Annotated in this window: 18 protein-coding genes; 4 read left to right on the top strand and 14 right to left on the bottom strand. The window is 49.8% G+C overall.

Translation table 11 applies throughout. The features are described from left to right. Positions 1-3: 3 nt before the first annotated feature. Complete coding sequence (locus tag ACFSUF_RS08165; RefSeq protein ID WP_377601926.1) at positions 4-360, bottom strand: metal-sensitive transcriptional regulator; 357 nt, start codon at positions 358-360, stop codon at positions 4-6. 67 nt (positions 361-427) lie between these two features. Next, entirely contained in the window at positions 428-889 is a 462-nt protein-coding gene (locus tag ACFSUF_RS08160; protein WP_377601924.1) for a hypothetical protein, read from the bottom strand. Between the two features lie 485 nt (positions 890-1,374). Here ACFSUF_RS08160 and ACFSUF_RS08155 point away from each other — a divergent pair, with 485 nt between their 5' ends. Then, a complete protein-coding gene (locus ACFSUF_RS08155) occupies positions 1,375-2,634 on the top strand; it encodes a glycosyltransferase (protein WP_377601922.1) in 1,260 nt (419 codons plus the stop codon). A gap of 17 nt (positions 2,635-2,651) precedes the next feature. Next, a complete protein-coding gene (locus ACFSUF_RS08150; RefSeq protein WP_377601920.1) occupies positions 2,652-3,653 on the top strand; it encodes a polysaccharide pyruvyl transferase family protein in 1,002 nt (333 codons plus the stop codon). Here the strand turns inward: ACFSUF_RS08150 and ACFSUF_RS08145 are convergent. Next, on the bottom strand, positions 3,645-4,655 hold the full coding sequence (locus ACFSUF_RS08145; RefSeq protein WP_377601919.1) for a glycosyltransferase: 1,011 nt from the start codon (positions 4,653-4,655) through the stop codon (positions 3,645-3,647). The two genes, ACFSUF_RS08150 and ACFSUF_RS08145, sit on opposite strands and share 9 nt — an antisense overlap. A gap of 129 nt (positions 4,656-4,784) precedes the next feature. On the opposite strand from ACFSUF_RS08145, the gene ACFSUF_RS08140 reads away from it, so the two are divergent. Beyond that, positions 4,785-6,044, top strand: a complete 1,260-nt coding sequence (locus ACFSUF_RS08140; RefSeq protein ID WP_377601917.1) for a glycosyltransferase family 2 protein — start codon at positions 4,785-4,787, stop codon at positions 6,042-6,044. Between the two features lie 45 nt (positions 6,045-6,089). Here ACFSUF_RS08140 and ACFSUF_RS08135 read toward each other — a convergent pair whose 3' ends face one another. From ACFSUF_RS08135 to ACFSUF_RS08100, 8 genes are all read right to left on the bottom strand, one after another. After that, on the bottom strand, positions 6,090-6,281 hold the full coding sequence (locus tag ACFSUF_RS08135) for a hypothetical protein (protein ID WP_377601915.1): 192 nt from the start codon (positions 6,279-6,281) through the stop codon (positions 6,090-6,092). A gap of 25 nt (positions 6,282-6,306) precedes the next feature. Further along, positions 6,307-6,708, bottom strand: a complete 402-nt coding sequence (locus ACFSUF_RS08130) for a hypothetical protein (protein WP_377601914.1) — start codon at positions 6,706-6,708, stop codon at positions 6,307-6,309. A gap of 156 nt (positions 6,709-6,864) precedes the next feature. Further along, the gene (locus ACFSUF_RS08125) at positions 6,865-7,575 is read right to left on the bottom strand and encodes a DUF1796 family putative cysteine peptidase (protein ID WP_377601912.1); all 711 of its coding nucleotides are present in this window, start codon (positions 7,573-7,575) and stop codon (positions 6,865-6,867) included. Between the two features lie 127 nt (positions 7,576-7,702). Further along, positions 7,703-7,972 carry a hypothetical protein gene (locus tag ACFSUF_RS08120; protein WP_377601909.1) on the bottom strand — a complete coding sequence of 90 codons (270 nt, stop codon included), beginning with the start codon at positions 7,970-7,972 and terminating at the stop codon, positions 7,703-7,705. A gap of 8 nt (positions 7,973-7,980) precedes the next feature. Then, a complete protein-coding gene (locus ACFSUF_RS08115) occupies positions 7,981-8,331 on the bottom strand; it encodes a restriction endonuclease subunit S (protein WP_377601907.1) in 351 nt (116 codons plus the stop codon). Between the two features lie 41 nt (positions 8,332-8,372). Further along, positions 8,373-8,660, bottom strand: coding sequence for a nucleoside-diphosphate sugar epimerase (locus tag ACFSUF_RS08110; RefSeq protein WP_377601906.1), 288 nt, complete (start codon positions 8,658-8,660; stop codon positions 8,373-8,375). A gap of 128 nt (positions 8,661-8,788) precedes the next feature. Beyond that, entirely contained in the window at positions 8,789-9,484 is a 696-nt protein-coding gene (locus tag ACFSUF_RS08105) for a glycosyltransferase family 2 protein (protein WP_377601905.1), read from the bottom strand. Between the two features lie 5 nt (positions 9,485-9,489). After that, positions 9,490-10,524 (bottom strand): glycosyltransferase family 4 protein, encoded by a 1,035-nt coding sequence (locus tag ACFSUF_RS08100; RefSeq protein WP_377603129.1) that lies wholly within the window; start codon positions 10,522-10,524, stop codon positions 9,490-9,492. Between the two features lie 151 nt (positions 10,525-10,675). Here ACFSUF_RS08100 and ACFSUF_RS08095 point away from each other — a divergent pair, with 151 nt between their 5' ends. Further along, complete coding sequence (locus ACFSUF_RS08095; RefSeq protein WP_377601904.1) at positions 10,676-11,968, top strand: UDP-glucose dehydrogenase family protein; 1,293 nt, start codon at positions 10,676-10,678, stop codon at positions 11,966-11,968. Positions 11,969-12,011: 43 nt separating this feature from the next. Here ACFSUF_RS08095 and ACFSUF_RS08090 read toward each other — a convergent pair whose 3' ends face one another. The 3 genes from ACFSUF_RS08090 to gmd are packed head-to-tail and all read right to left on the bottom strand — an operon-like array spanning position 12,012 to position 14,873. Then, positions 12,012-12,860 (bottom strand): alpha-1,2-fucosyltransferase, encoded by an 849-nt coding sequence (locus tag ACFSUF_RS08090; protein WP_377601902.1) that lies wholly within the window; start codon positions 12,858-12,860, stop codon positions 12,012-12,014. Next, positions 12,844-13,791, bottom strand: a complete 948-nt coding sequence (locus tag ACFSUF_RS08085; protein ID WP_377601900.1) for a GDP-L-fucose synthase family protein — start codon at positions 13,789-13,791, stop codon at positions 12,844-12,846. The genes ACFSUF_RS08090 and ACFSUF_RS08085 overlap by 17 nt, the downstream gene beginning before the upstream one ends. Beyond that, the gene (gene gmd / locus ACFSUF_RS08080; RefSeq protein ID WP_377601898.1) at positions 13,788-14,873 is read right to left on the bottom strand and encodes a GDP-mannose 4,6-dehydratase; all 1,086 of its coding nucleotides are present in this window, start codon (positions 14,871-14,873) and stop codon (positions 13,788-13,790) included. The genes ACFSUF_RS08085 and gmd overlap by 4 nt, the downstream gene beginning before the upstream one ends. Positions 14,874-14,894 lie beyond the last annotated feature (21 nt).

The following is a 14,894-nucleotide window of genomic DNA, read 5'->3' as shown; positions in this document are numbered from 1 at the left end:
TTTTCATTTCAGCCACTGGGCTAGGATGCTGTTCAACTGTTTTACCGTTTTCTCGGATGTCCCTTTTACAGCAGCTTCCTTTACAGCGGCTTCTGTGTGCCTTTCCAGCAGGGTCAGGCCGGCCTTATTGATAGCGGACTTGATGGCGGACAATTGCACCAGAATCTCTTCTGCCGGCCTCTCTTCCTCAACCATAGTCCGGATTCCCCGAACCTGGCCCTCCACCCGCTTGAGCCGGTTTACCAGCTTCACATCACCCGGATGAAGAGCTGACTCCTCCCCTTCCGGCTCCCTGCTTGCAGACGGTTCTTCACGTAAGGCTTCCTTCTTGGACTTCTTGGACGGCTTATCTTTTGCCATAGGGACATCCCTCCTTACGGTTAAATATATCCTCCTTGCCTACCCTCGTCAACGACTGCCTTTCCTCTCAAAACCGGATAAAGGCAAGTTCCGAAGCATGAAGCAATTCATCCAGCAGCATCCGGTGAAGCAGTTCTTTCGCCGCAGGGTCCGGCACCTGCCTGACCAGCTTGCGCAGCATCCGGAAACCTTCCGCTTCCCGCACGAAGGCTTCCTTTAAACCCGTGTGAAACTGTTCCGGCCTCGGAAGCGCTTCCGGAAGCTTCAGCGCTTTCCCTTTCATTTCCGTGTACAGCTCTTGAAGCTGGAGAAGATGTGCCCGCTCCTCTTCCCTCATTCGCCTGAGCATGGCTTGAGTAACGCTTCCGGGCGCAAGCTCGGCCAGCCCGTCGTAATATTCCGCGGCACCCGCCTTAGCATAAACAGCCTCTCTAATTCCGGCCAAAAGCCGGTAATACCCCGTGAACGAGTGCCCGAACTTGTGAAGAAGCGGCGCTGATCTATTGTCCGGTCTTGCTGCACGTTCCATCCGCTATCACCCCGGCGATCTTAAGTGTACTTCTACTTTATGCGGGGAAATCCGGGTTTAAGCTGGTAAACAAGCAGAGAGCTTGGCGCAAAATATTTTTCCAATATATGGAGACAAACGCCGTTTTTTTACATTTATCTGGGAACCTATATACTCGTCTATAACCAAACCTCCGTTCGACCATTACTATAAATAGATCTTGTAAAGCAATTTAGATTGAAGGTGAGGTTTTTACACTGGCTATCGTCATTTATCCGCCTACGATTGATTGGGCCTATATGAAACAACGACCTCAACATCTCATGAGTATGTTTGCTAAACACGGATTCCCCGTTTTATATTTCAATAAACAAAACTCCGGCGACCAGGTTGTCCAGAAAATATCGGATCGGCTTTATGTAATCAATCACACCGAATACTTTATGAAATACATGTTCCCCAAGTTGCAGAATACCAAAAAATTGTACTGGACCTCCTGGAGCAAAATGCTTCCAAAAGCATCCCGCTTTCATGCCGATACCGTCGTTTACGACTGCGTGGATGATTTTCCCGATTGGGAGCAGGATGAGATCCAATGGGTTGATTCGGCGGATCTCATCGTTTGCACAGCTGAGCCGCTCATGGAGAAGATGCACAAACTGGTGCCGCACAAACCGATCCATCTCGTCCGAAACGGGTGCGACTGGGATTTCTTTGCCGGTGCTCTCTCGATGACAACGGAACACTTAGCTTCCGTTCCGGCAGCGCCCGGCGGAAAAATCGGCTATATCGGAGCTTGGGCGCCTTGGGTGGATGAGGAGCTGCTGCGTAAGGCAGCCGCCTCTTTGCCGGACTCCCAGTTTATTATCGTGGGCCCACAGCTTCGGGAGGATTTGCCCGATATGGGAGAGAACGTGCATTATCTTGGGTACCGGGATTATACGGAACTCCCCCGTATTCTGTCTTACCTGGATGTTTGCATTATCCCTTTCCGTCTCAACCGGATCACAGCCAGCACAAACCCCATCAAGGTATATGAATACATGGCTGCCGGGAAACCCGTCATCTCAACGGATTTGCCTGAGGTCCGAAAACTCCGTCCTTACGTTCACGTCGCTGAATCTGACTCTGAGTTTATCGAGCTGATCCGGCAGAATTTGTCCGTTTCCAAGAAAGAAAGCACCCGGCTCTCGGAGTTTGCCAAATCCTCTGACTGGGAGCAGCGGTTCGATCAAATTCACAACATGCTGAAGGATCACGATCCGCAAATTACTCCTGCCTGGACTACAGGAATTCTTGACGGGATGACCAAAGGGCACAAAACGCGTTCCATCCCGCTCGGGCATTGCACCGTTAATTCTTACTACGCTAACCTGAACCTGGAGAAGGACCCCTCGCTCATCGGTTTTATGTCTACAGCAGAATACCAGTGCTATTTCAAACCCCTAACTACCCATCCGGTCTTATCATCATCCAAAGTTTTTCTGGAATTCAATCTGGCGAGCAACGGTCCGGGTACAGATGATGCCTGGGTAGACGTAGGTATTTTATATTCAGATTGGAATTTGCGGTCCTTAACCTTTCAGAACAAGCCTGTGAGCACCAATGTCGCTTCCGTACGCCGCTGCGACAGCCTCACGGAAACGATAACCCTGGAACTCACCTCCTATTTCCGGCAAGGGGCCATGCCTTCGTTTCATTTTACGTCAAGGCATCCGCAGCTGCTGGCCGTTCATGGCGCCCGGTTAACGATCATCGACAAATAGAACGGGGGAGTTCAACTATGAAAATATGTGTATGCGGGTATTACGGTTTCGGAAATTTCGGAGACGAGTTATTTTTGAAAACACTGCAGCAAATTTTTACGGAGGACACGGTGTTTCCCTTTACCGGGCCTGCATCCATTGAGGCGGATGCCGTCATTATCGGCGGAGGGGATTTGATCACGCCTTATCATTTCAACAACCATTACTTCCCCGAACAGCTCGCCGGTTTGCCAACCTGGGTCTACGGCGTTGGCATGGTCGACAGCTATCCGGAAAGCACCTGGCCGGCGGAAGAGGTTGAGAAATATAAGGAACGCCTGCAAAGAACGAAAGGACTGTATGTGCGGGACCTATGGTCAGCCGACATCGCCCGCAAGTACGGGTTCCATTCCATGGTAAAAGTCGTACCGGATATCGTGTTCGGGTACAAAGAGCCAATCAACCCGATCACGTTCCCTGGCAAGCCTGTTGTCGGTGTATGCTGCTTCTCTTATGCAGAATTTCCGTTTCAAAACATGGCCGGTGTCCTCACGGAACTGGCGACGGGCGGCTTCCACGTCGTTCTCATCCCTGTCGTGTTAAATCCCGCCAACCCTTACGCCGACCGGGATGTTTGCTTGAGGCTGCAGGAACGAATATTGACAGCCGAGCCCCTTGCAGCGGTTACAGTTACCGGTCCCACCGAGGATCTGAATCTTACTTACAATTACATCCAATGCGTGGACTATTTAATTTCCTTCAAGCTCCATCCCGCCCTGGTCGCGTTGCGAAAAGGCATACCCGTACTCTGTCTGAGTAAAATGGGAAAAGTGAAAAGCCTTCTGGAAGCTTTTCATCTGGAGAACTACATGGCGGATTACGACACGTCCTATGAAGCAATTCTCGAAAAAGTAACTATGCTCCTTACTAAAGGGATGCAGGACATGGCTGCAGCAGCCCCTCTCATTCGCGCCAAAGAAAGCCAGGGAGAGGCCGAGCTGCAGCACTTGAAGTTGAGCATCAAATCCATGTTAGGCTAACCGGGTTAGAAAAGCCTCGATTTGCTTCACCCTATGCTGCCACGTCTGAGTTAATGCGTATTGAGTCCGTTCGGAAGCGGGACCTGGATCGCTGATTCTTTCCGCTGCAAGTTCGGAAAATGCCGATCTGGTATGAGTAACATCCACGTAAGGCTGCAGTAAGCGGCATTCCGGCAAATTGGTCGAAATAACCGGCTTGCCTGCAGCCAAATATTCATATGCCTTTACCGGGTTCGTCGACAGCGTGATCGGATTGATCCGGAAAGGGATGATACATACGGACAGATGGGCTAAATAAGCGGAAAGCTGCTCATGGCGTTTCAGGCCCAGGAAATGAATATCCTTCCGGTTCTGAATATACTTGCTTCCGAACTCTGGCCCGATGACGGCAACCTGTGCTCCCTTTACATATTTCGGCAGTCCCAGGACAAGCAGCTGGTCAACCCAAGGCGCCCAAGCTCCGATATATCCGACAACGGGGCCCTCCGGGAGATCAACCGGTCTCGGGAGCGACCGGATCCCAGGCAGGTGCAGCCCCATGTCAGGGTCATAAGCGTTTCGGACAAGCTCGAGCGGTTTGCGGGGATAAAGGCGGGACAGCCGCTGGTAAAGCCTTTCCGAAGTGCAGGTCACCCCTTGGGCAACCCGGACCATCTCCCGCTCGTAAGGCATCCATTCGGCAAACTCGTCGACACAGTCGTAAATAATCCGGTCGGCGCCATAGATGCCCAAGGAATCGGCCAATTTAGGAAAAGAACACCAGACGATCACCTGCTCGCCTTTCTTGCTTTTGCGCAGAGAAGGCCAATCATGAAGAATCCACTTATCGTGGTCATGAACAATATATAAGTTGGGCTCCGCTTCTTCCTCAGGAACGTCTTTTGCATTTTTATTGCAGTAATAGACGGTGTGTCCGCAACGGGCAAAATGCTTCATTAACTGCTGGGGCCTCTGCTTCATCCAAGCCCAGTCTATTGTCGGCGGATAAATAATGATAGCCATGGAACAAATCCTCCCTAACCGGTCATGCACCACATTATGTCGCGGATTGGGCTTTTGTTCTTCTCACCATTCGGAAAGATGCAACATATGATTAAGTAAGATCTGCTTAAGAAAAGTGAGAGCTTGCGTATGCTTGTATTTATACTCCCTGCCGCAGGGAAGGGATCGTCCGGGCTGACAGCCTCCCATATCCGGCAAGTGCTCCCCGGTTCCCATGTTCATACAGTCTCAAGCCCCATGGCATCGTATATGAATGATATTATCGCCAAAAGCGCATCTTCCCTGTTTCTGACTCTTACGGACGGAACCATACTGGAACCGGACTTCCTGAGGGATATGAAGCGGGCCTGTACCGAACTTCATCCGGAAGAGGAAGGTTGGGTTACCTTTGCCTCTTCGGAGCAGCCTATGCAGCCGGCTCCGGTACTATGGCATCGGAATTGCCTTCAAGGCGGACTTGTAAACGGTTTCCCGGACCTTGCCCACTTGCCTTTTGAAACATTCGTGCTTGCTGACATGCAAATTCAAGCAGGGTCTCTGGGGTGGAAAGGCCGTACCGTATATTCCCCTAACTGGAGAATAGATAAGGCCCGCATCCCCCGCTGGAGAAAACCTGAGAAAGAAATAGAGTATATCCAGCCTATTATCACCCGCCCGCAGGCTATTCCCAGGACCGCCACGCAGCCGGGCATCAGTGTCGTTTTGTGTACTTATAACGATGGCCGGTATGTGCCGTGGGCCATTCGAAGCGTACTTGCCCAGACCCTCCCTGCATGGGAGCTGATCATTGTAAATGACGGCTCTACGGACCACACGGCAATGCAACTGATCCCGTTTCAGCGGGATCCCCGGATCCGGATCCTTGAGAACCGCGCCAACCTTGGAAAATCCCGCAGCCTGAATCTTGCTTTAAAAGAAGCAAGAGGTGATTGGATTCTTGAATTGGACGCAGATGATTGGCTCGCACCCGACTGCCTGGAAACGATGCTGCAGGCAGCTTCAGTCTCTGATCCGCGGACAGCGCTTTGGCACAGCCATTTCCACAGGTGGACAGAGCGAAGCACAGGGGAAGTAACCTATAAGAAAGTCATCGTAACAGGAGAGCAATTTCATAGAGACCTGCTGATGGACCGCGCAGTTCCCCCTATTCCGCGGTTTTACAGGAAACAGGCCTTGCTGCAGCTGAAAGGCTGGTGCCTGGATGATCCCTCTCTTGGCAGGCTTTATGAGGATTTGGAGATCGTGATGAGAATCTCGGTATCTTACTATGTAACTTGTATCCCCAAAGCTTTATACCATCAGAGAATGAGATTAACCAGCATCTCCCAGGCCGACAAGTCTCTCTACGAATTGTGGAAATCGTGGATGAATACCAGAATCAAAGAGTAAAGCAGGGAAAGGGGAGCATACGCCCCCTCGGACATGAAGTTCTGGTTACACTAATACGCGGATATATACGACACTGGCTAATTGAAGAGTAGCCGTTTGAGGCTGATAAGTGTCGGAAATATTGACTACAAATACGCCGTTTCCTACGGATACCAGCACACCAGTATAGAATTCTTCCCCTAAGAACACTTCTATCGTACGGCCGATATATGTGGCCAGCAGTTGTTCAAAACTCATGAAGATACCTCCCTATCACAGTCTATTAGACAATGCCGTTTACTTGAGACAAAGGAATCAGAACAACAGTGCCTCCCGGCTCTGTAATTTGAATAACGTCGGTTCCGACTAACGTCAGTGTGCCGCTGACTTCTCCCGCATCTGTCAGGACGGTAATGGTCGTATTCAAACGCTCCTGCAGCACAGGAATCAACGGATTCTCTGCCGTCGGCGGAGCATTGCGGATAAATACCATGGTGATCCCTTTTTCATCGGAATCATCTGAGAGGATTGTGAAATTCTGCTCGTTAATCAAATATTGCGCAGCTTTTGCTATATTTCCTACCCGCAGCCGGTCTAAATCCAGGCCTTCAAAATTCCCGCTGACATATCTGACTCTTACCTTTTTGTTAAGATATTTAGCTCTTAACACTACTACTTCTGCCATTGTGTCTACCTCCTAGTCAATTTGTAATTCATTTATTGTAGGAATCGTGACCTTTCTAGCAGACCCTTACATAGAAACCCCCTCCTTTAGAAGCTTCCTGATATCATATTCATGTTTCGGCGATTGGAATGTACGATAGCCAAATTATGGTAAATATTATCCAAAAAACAGTTGCGTCCAAGCCCTGTCTTCCCCTCTCCAGTCCGCCCCTTTTGGCAGGATTGCTTCGTGAAGATGTTGATTTCCCCATCGGTTGTAAATGACATCCTGCCGTCCTTGATCCTCGTGATCGTTCACTAGAAGCAATAGATAATTGGCTGTCTTGATCATCGGGTGCAGTGCTTTCTGAATGGCCTCGCCCTGTTCCTTCGTTGTTGCCGTTCTTACCAGCAGTAGTGACGAACTTGATTGCAGTGTGTGCAGGAATCGCTGAACCCGCCGGTCCACTTTGGCTTTGTACTGTCCGTAATTCTGGTTCCACAAATGGTCAGGCACCGTAAAAGGGAAATCATGATAAGAATCCACCTGGTATGCCGTATCCCGAATTACGTAGTGTAATTGGGCCCTGCCTATCATTTGCACCTGTCCGGGATCCATGAAATGCTGAAACCTTTGCTCCAAAAGCCGGATCAGCCCCGCCGCGGACTGGGTAATATTCCAATCTACCGGTCCTGCAAAGGTTCGAAGCTGCAGTCTTCTAAGTTGATATGCAGTCTGACAGCTGGAACCCAAACTAATAATATCTTTGTAGCTGCTTAATGAACGGACCATCATCCTATGCTCACCCCGGTTCGCCGCAGATCCGTCTTTTTTGGATGTACGGATGCGGTCCATTTTGTTGTGTTCGCTTCGATCGATATTCTGCAACGTGATAATTCCATATTATGTAAAATATTTTTGGTGGTGAGGGCTTACATGACAGCCGGAAACAAAACTGCCCGCAGACTCTTTCCGAGCCTGCGGGTTTCTAATTTCCCTAATGATTGCGTTTCATCTATTTCCGGACGGTAACGGTGAGCCGCCGATGCAGCCAAGGTCTGCCTGGTAATCCGTATCTTTTGGAGTGGACTGTAATGCCTGACATCTTACTGGCTAAGCTGAGTTGATACTTGCTAAGGGCCTGCATGTTCTCCGCCAGATTCTCCGATAAACCATGAGCATGTTCCGTTTGTTCAGCCATGTTCTCTATGATCTTCGCAAGTGCTTTCTGGCTTCGGGCCAAGGACTCAAGGATATCAATCTTCAGCTCATCCTGCTTTCTCACAAGATCCATCAGCTTTCATTGCCGGAATCGAACAATCCTTCCAAGCCCGATCCGCCGCCCCCAAAGTCTCCAAAGTCGGAGGACCCCTGGTTTTTGTTCAGGACCACCTTTAGGTTCCGGGCAAGGCTGTTTTCCAGTTTTGCTAAGCCGTCGATGCTTTCCGTCATCTTTGCATGGAACTTCAACGGTGCTGACAACTGCTCTGTATGCTCCGTATAGCTTGTAGAGAGCAGGTGGTTGCAGATCCATTTCTTTGTTTTTTCGGCCTCGCGGGCTTTGGCCTCCAGGATCAGGGAAATATTATATTGAATCGAGGACACCGCCTCCAGCATTTGCAAAAACGATTGATTTCTATCCATAACCTACGCTCCTCCTATCCTCCCGGCTGCCGGACCGGATGTTATTCTTCCTCGCTGTCGGTGCTCAACTCCTGCATAACCGATGTCAAATTCTCTGCGATCGCTTCCTCCAGGTCCGCGATGCTGTTCAAATAGCTTGTCACGCTGTCTACAACCAGAACAGAACTTTGTGTCATCTGCTGCAGCTCGCAAAACGAAGGGTAATCCGGAATCTCATCCATAATGGACGCCATCTGAACAATGATATGCCTTTTCGATTCGATAATTTTAGCCATTTCCATATGGGATTTTGCTAAATGCCCAATGATGGAGGTTACTTGCTGTTCCACGGAATGATCCGCTCCTCTCCCTTGCCGTCGGCCTGCCTAACTCCGTCTATGTATACCATATGTCGCACTGGCAGCAATGGTTAATGAAAAAAAGCAGCCGGTCAAGGCTGCCTGTTCCAGACGCAGTTCTATTCAATTTTCTTGGTTATGTGGGGGACGTAATCGCGGGTATGGCGAAGGAATTTACAGCTGGCCATGTAGGCACTGGTAGGTTTCTTCTGCGTATGCGTACTTATATCCCTTCTGCGGATGCAGACATAGTTCATTTTGGACACAGAGTAGACCTTGAAGCCTGTTCTGCAACAGTCAGCCAGCCATCGTGCATCGCTGCCGGCTACCCGGTCCTCGGCGAATTTTACTTTGTTCCACACTTTTTTCTTGAAAATAAGCGTGCCGCCTTTTACTTTCCGCAATAACGCGTTCTCCTTACCGCCCCGATATTCCATAAGGGCATTGCTCTCTTCAAAATATACAAAACAGGTATGCTTTCCTACGATCGGTGCCTTCCTGCTCCTTAACGCATAGATGGATTCCCGTACATACTGGGGGGCATAGTAGTCGTCGTCGTCAAATTTGGCGATGGCGCTTCCTCTTGCCTTCCTGATCGCCCAATTTAAACATTTGCCGAGTACATATTGCTCGGGGAGCTTATACACCCTGACATTCGTGGAACGTTTAGCCCTGTCTCTCCAAGTGGAAAGACTCATATCATCCCTGTTAAGAATAACAATCATTTCCTTATTTTTCCAATCCTGTCTTTCGTAATTTTGAAACAGGTTCTCCATTTGAGACGATCTCATCGTACAGGCTATGATCGAAATCACATGCGTTACCTCCTCTTCCAGGACCGTTTCGCCGTGATCTTATTCCATTTGGAGTTCGATATAAGCTTATATTCCTTTTTCCGGATTATTCTTTTGTAGAGTTTCAGAAAGTTATCCGCCATGATTTTGTCGGAGTAATGGTGCCTCACATATCTGCGGCATTCGCGTGCGGTAGGGAAGTTCTTCCTTGACAGTACCTTCTCGGCCATCTCGTCCGCATCTTTACAAAGGAGCTGAGGAAGCCCTCCTAACACCTCGGGAACCGCCCCTGCATACTTGAAACCAAGCACCGGCGTACCGCAGGCTAATGCCTCGATGAGGACCAGGCCAAACGGTTCATCCCATGTGGAAGGGAACAGCACACAGCTTGCGTTGGACAGCAGCTCTTGTTTTTTGTCTCCGCCAACAGGGCCTACATAACGGATTTGATCGTTCAGCTGCGGCTTGATTTCCGTATTGAAATACTCGATATAGTTGGCATTGTCATTCAGAGTTCCGGCGATCAGCAGCTTCTTGCCTGTTTTTTTGGCTACCTCGATGGCAAGATGAACTCCTTTCATCCTGGAAACCCTGCCTACAAAGAGAAGATAGTCTTTCTTCTTCCTGCTGAATTTATAGTCGCTGAGCCTGATTCCGTTATATACGTAATACCCTTTGTTGCTTCCGTATGTTTTCAGAATCGTTTCACTGACATATACCGGAATTTGGACGCCTTCCACGGTTTTGGAGTGTGAGTTTCGGATCGTGGGAATCGGCGGGTTAGCTTTCGCTACAATGCCGTAATGATCGTGAATGATATCCGTATCCTTGGGGAGATGGCGCATGATAAATTCCAGCTGCTCCCTTTTGTCTGAGGATGGGTATTCGTAGGTTTCCGTAGCCCGGGTGTTGGACCCTTTTTTGGCAAAAAGAATGACTTCATGTCCCCGCCGGACAAGTTCTTCCGTTAAATAATAGACATCCCGCTGGGTTCCGCCGTAATCGATAGGAGGAACGGGCAGGGAATTCGTAGATATCTGGACGATTTTCAAATCTCGCATCCCCTTCTTCTCATTTACAAGACTCTTCATAGCATATGACTCGGTCCCTTTCGTAAGGAACGGCGAATTCATCAGATGCTTTGTCCATACCAAATGAGGCTGCCCTTCATAGTTTGGTATAGGTTACAAAACGGGTTAGGGGAGATGGAAGTTGAACATTTTAATTATTGGCACAGGCTATGTGGGTACCACAACCGCACTTGTCTTTGCGGAAATGGGCTGGAAAGTGACAGGCCTTGATACCGAACTTCGTAAGATTGAGAATCTTCGCCAAGGCTTGCTTTACTTTTATGAACCAGGTCTAGATGAGATGCTGATCAAGCACACAGGCAGCGGCCGGCTTCAATTTACAACCGATAAAGCCAAGGCGATCCGGGACAACGATGTAATCTTCATTTGTGTGGGGACGCCTTCCCGTCCGGACGGCAGCGCGGATCTCCGGTACGTACAGCAGGTTGCTGAAGATATCGGAGAACATATGAACGGATATAAGCTGATCGTAAATAAAAGCACGGTTCCTGTAGGTACGCAAGAGCGGGTAACGGACTGGGTCAGGGAAGCGCAGGTGCACCCGCACCCTTACGATGTTGCGTCGAATCCGGAATTTCTGCGGGAAGGCAAGGCGTTGGAAGATGCCCTTCATCCGGAACGCATTGTCATCGGTGCGGACAGCGATCATGCGTCCGGGCTCCTTCAGCAACTGTATGCATCCATAAACTGCCCTGTCATCGTCACTTCTCCCAGAACCGCCGAGTTGATCAAGTATGCGTCCAATGCCTTTCTGGCGGCGAAAATCTCTTTCGTAAACGAGCTGGCGCGGCTTTGCGACCCGCTCGAAGTGAACATTAAGGAAGTCGCATTGGGCATGGGGCTGGATTCACGCATCGGCCCGAAGTTTCTGCAAGCCGGCATCGGCTACGGGGGTTCCTGTTTTCCTAAAGATGTAGCTGCCCTGCTGCTTACAGCGCAAGAACTGAATGTGCGATTGCAGGTGCTTCAGCACGTTGTAGATGTGAATCAGACTCAGTATCTGTATCTGCTGGATAAAGTGCGAAACCGTTTAGGGACGCTCGCACACAAGAAAATCGCTTTGTTCGGCCTGGCGTTTAAACCGGACACGGACGATATCCGGGAGGCTCCTGCGGTCCGAATCATCCAAACCCTGCTTCAGGAAGAAGCTGAAGTGCGGATATGCGATCCTGTAGCTCAGCTTCCTGCAGAACTAAAGGTGTCCTCCGTTGCGTTCAGCACTAGTCCGGAGGAGGTTCTGGACGGGGCGGACGCGGTGCTCTTATGTACGGAATGGCCGATGTTCCGCGATTTGGATTGGACCCGTTTGAAAGACCGGATGAGCCGGCCTAATCTGTTTGACGGGAGAAATTTCCTGGATGCAGGACGGATGACGGAACTGGGCTTTTACTATGAAGGGATAGGATATAAATAACGGCAGAAAGAACAGCCGCGGTTCAGGAACCGCAGCTGTTCTTTTATCTTAATCTGATTTTTCTGCTGCTTTTCCACGGTTCGTAACGGACTAATTTTTGCTGCCGCCCGGGCCTCATAAATACTTTTGCTCTTTCATTAAGTAAACTGGCTGAAAAAGAAAAGGTGCTGTTCGAGATGGCTAACAGATCGCACTGGGTCAGGAAGTAAAAGTCCGGATAGAAGGACGGATCCAACTGGTTATATCGGGGGGTCGCCGGGAAAGACGAAATCAGATCCGCTGAAGTGACGGGCTTGAATTTACTAAAATCGGCCTTTACAGCGTTGAGATCATCGCTGGCGAGGAACAATACCGGCCGGTCCAGCAGCGGCCAGATCCGACTCAGCCATTCTACATACCAGGATGTCGGGACCGCCACATATTTGGGATGATTCGTATACTTTGTATAGTCCCCTCTTCGAATATGAATGCCGACCACTGTTTTCCCCATGAGTTGAAGCTTGGCCCGCCCTTTGCGCAGCTTCCGGTTCAGATGGGGAGCGGGCTGAAACAGCGAGCGAAAATATTGTTTATACGGGGCATATGCACTCATATTTTTCATGCTGTTCCCCTTCAAATCCATATCCACATAGGGAGGTTCTTTGAAATGAAGCAGCCGGTTTTCCTTAATGCTTTGAATTCCCGCTTCCCGCAGCGTCGGAAACTTATGCGTGATCAGCGGGTCCCGCAGTTCGAACAAGTATTGTCCGATCCATGGATTCGTCTTCGTCTTCAGTGAATAATGGGCTGCATAAATTTTTAATAAACCGTAATTCAACAGCTGATTGCCGAAGCGTCCATGCTTCTTCGAGCCTAGCCCGCTCATCGTAATATACTTATGCTTGCCGCCCATATGCTTCCTCCGTATTCGCAGTATACCAGTCTATCGTTTTTTGCAAACCTTCCTCTAATGCAGTTTTAGCAGTGAAACCTAGCAGGTCTTTGGCTCTGGTTACATCCAGACACCTCCGGGGCTGTCCGTCCGGCTTCGTCGGATCCCAGACGATCTCCCCCTTGAATCCTGTTTTTTCAGCGATCAACGCAGCTAAATCGCGAATAGAAATCTCTCTACCCGTCCCGATATTCAATGGTTCTCTTCCTTCATAGTTATCCGCTGCCAAGACAATGGCCTGCGCCGCATCCTCAACGTATAGAAATTCTCTCGTTGCCTGCCCTGTCCCCCATACCGTGATGCTGGGCAGCCCCTGCTTCCTCGCTTCCAAACACTTTCTGATCAAAGCAGGGATCACATGGGAAGTGACAGGATCGAAATTATCCCTGGGACCATACAAGTTTACAGGGAGTAAATACACTGAATTGAAACCATATTGGTCGCGGTATGCCTGGGATTGGACAAGCAGCATCTTTTTCGCCAGGCCGTAAGGAGCGTTCGTTTCTTCCGGATATCCGTCCCACAATTCCTCCTCTTTCAGGGGGATCGCCCCGTATTTGGGATAAGAGCATATGGTTCCGCAGGTTACGTATTTCCTCACTTTGGACAATCGGGCGGCTTCCATTAAGTGAATACCCATGACAGCATTGTCATAAAAAAAGGAGGCGGGGTAGAGCCGGTTAGCTTCGATACCTCCTACCGATGCAGCCAGGTGAATGATCATATCCGGTCTCGTCTCTTCCAGCAAGGACATGCAGACGGAAGGATTCCGCAGATCGTACTCCCGGCTTCGCGGGATGATCGGACTTTCTCCCCTTTTTATCAACAGTTCCGCTACATGGGAACCGAGGAACCCCGAACCTCCCGTGACCAAAATTCTTTGCCCGGTCATAGACTCATCCCCAATCTACCGCGTACCTCTTTCAGGTCGCTTTCCATCATCTCTTTGACCAGATCCTGCAAATCGTACTTAGGGCTCCATCCCAGCAGATCCTTTGCTTTTCGGGGATCGCCCAGCAGTAAATCCACTTCAGTCGGCCTGAAATATTTGCGGTCCACAGCTACCACTTCACTGCCGATCTCCAGCTGATAATCCGGATGGCGGCAAGCCTCCACGTAACCTTTCTCCTCTTCCCCCTCACCCTCAAACCTCACATCAATACCCGCCTGTGCAAAAGCCAGAAGGACGAAACGGCGCACCTCCGTCGTCACTCCAGTGGCAATTACATAATCGCCCGGCTGATCCTGCTGAAGCATAAGCCACATCGCTTCCACATAATCCCTGGCATGCCCCCAGTCCCGTTTGGAATTCAAATTGCCCAGATACAGCTTCGTCTGCTGCCCTAACGCTATTTTGGAAACAGCACGGGTTATTTTGCGGGTGACGAACGTTTCTCCCCGAAGCGGACTTTCATGATTGAACAAAATGCCGTTAGACGCATGCATTCCATATGCTTCCCTGTAGTTTACCGTGATCCAATAAGCATAGAGCTTGGCTGCCGCGTAAGGGCTTCTTGGATAAAAGGGTGTGCTTTCAGATTGCGGTGTCTCCCGTACCAAGCCGTACAGCTCCGAAGTGGATGCCTGATATATTCTTGTCTGATTTACGAGACCCAGAAGGCGGACACCCTCCAAAATGCGAAGCGTCCCCAGGCCGTCGGCATTGGCCGTATATTCAGGTAATTCGAAGCTGGCCTGCACATGGCTCATCGCTGCCAGATTGTATATCTCATCGGGACGGATGACAGCTAACAGCCGGATCAGATTAGCGGAATCCGTCATATCCCCATAGTGCAGTATAAACTTAGGATGCTGTTCATAGGGCTCCTGATACAAGTGGTCGATTCGAGCCGTATTGATGAGAGAGCTTCTTCGTTTCATTCCATGTACTGTGTAACCTTTACTCAGCAGCAATTCCGCCAGATAGGCGCCATCCTGGCCTGTTACTCCTGTAATGAATGCCGTTTTAGCCATAGATACCTCCCCCGATAACAA

It is taken from the genome of Paenibacillus gansuensis, assembly GCF_042684925.1.
Taxonomy (GTDB): Bacteria; Bacillota; Bacilli; order Paenibacillales; family DY6; genus Paenibacillus_N; species Paenibacillus_N gansuensis.
The sequence above is the reverse complement of the archived record's forward strand: the minus strand, read 5'-3'. Positions and strand labels throughout refer to the sequence as shown.

Coding starts and splice junctions, on each gene's coding strand:
- ACFSUF_RS08165 (WP_377601926.1), bottom strand. CDS start 360: ATGGCAAAAGATAAGCCGTCCAAGAAGTCCAAGAAGGAAGCCTTACGT.
- ACFSUF_RS08160 (WP_377601924.1), bottom strand. CDS start 889: ATGGAACGTGCAGCAAGACCGGACAATAGATCAGCGCCGCTTCTTCAC.
- ACFSUF_RS08155 (WP_377601922.1), top strand. CDS start 1,375: ATGCTTCCAAAAGCATCCCGCTTTCATGCCGATACCGTCGTTTACGAC.
- ACFSUF_RS08150 (WP_377601920.1), top strand. CDS start 2,652: ATGAAAATATGTGTATGCGGGTATTACGGTTTCGGAAATTTCGGAGAC.
- ACFSUF_RS08145 (WP_377601919.1), bottom strand. CDS start 4,655: ATGGCTATCATTATTTATCCGCCGACAATAGACTGGGCTTGGATGAAG.
- ACFSUF_RS08140 (WP_377601917.1), top strand. CDS start 4,785: ATGCTTGTATTTATACTCCCTGCCGCAGGGAAGGGATCGTCCGGGCTG.
- ACFSUF_RS08135 (WP_377601915.1), bottom strand. CDS start 6,281: ATGAGTTTTGAACAACTGCTGGCCACATATATCGGCCGTACGATAGAA.
- ACFSUF_RS08130 (WP_377601914.1), bottom strand. CDS start 6,708: ATGGCAGAAGTAGTAGTGTTAAGAGCTAAATATCTTAACAAAAAGGTA.
- ACFSUF_RS08115 (WP_377601907.1), bottom strand. CDS start 8,331: ATGGATAGAAATCAATCGTTTTTGCAAATGCTGGAGGCGGTGTCCTCG.
- ACFSUF_RS08100 (WP_377603129.1), bottom strand. CDS start 10,524: ATGCGAGATTTGAAAATCGTCCAGATATCTACGAATTCCCTGCCCGTT.
- ACFSUF_RS08090 (WP_377601902.1), bottom strand. CDS start 12,860: ATGGGCGGCAAGCATAAGTATATTACGATGAGCGGGCTAGGCTCGAAG.
- ACFSUF_RS08085 (WP_377601900.1), bottom strand. CDS start 13,791: ATGACCGGGCAAAGAATTTTGGTCACGGGAGGTTCGGGGTTCCTCGGT.
- gmd (WP_377601898.1), bottom strand. CDS start 14,873: ATGGCTAAAACGGCATTCATTACAGGAGTAACAGGCCAGGATGGCGCC.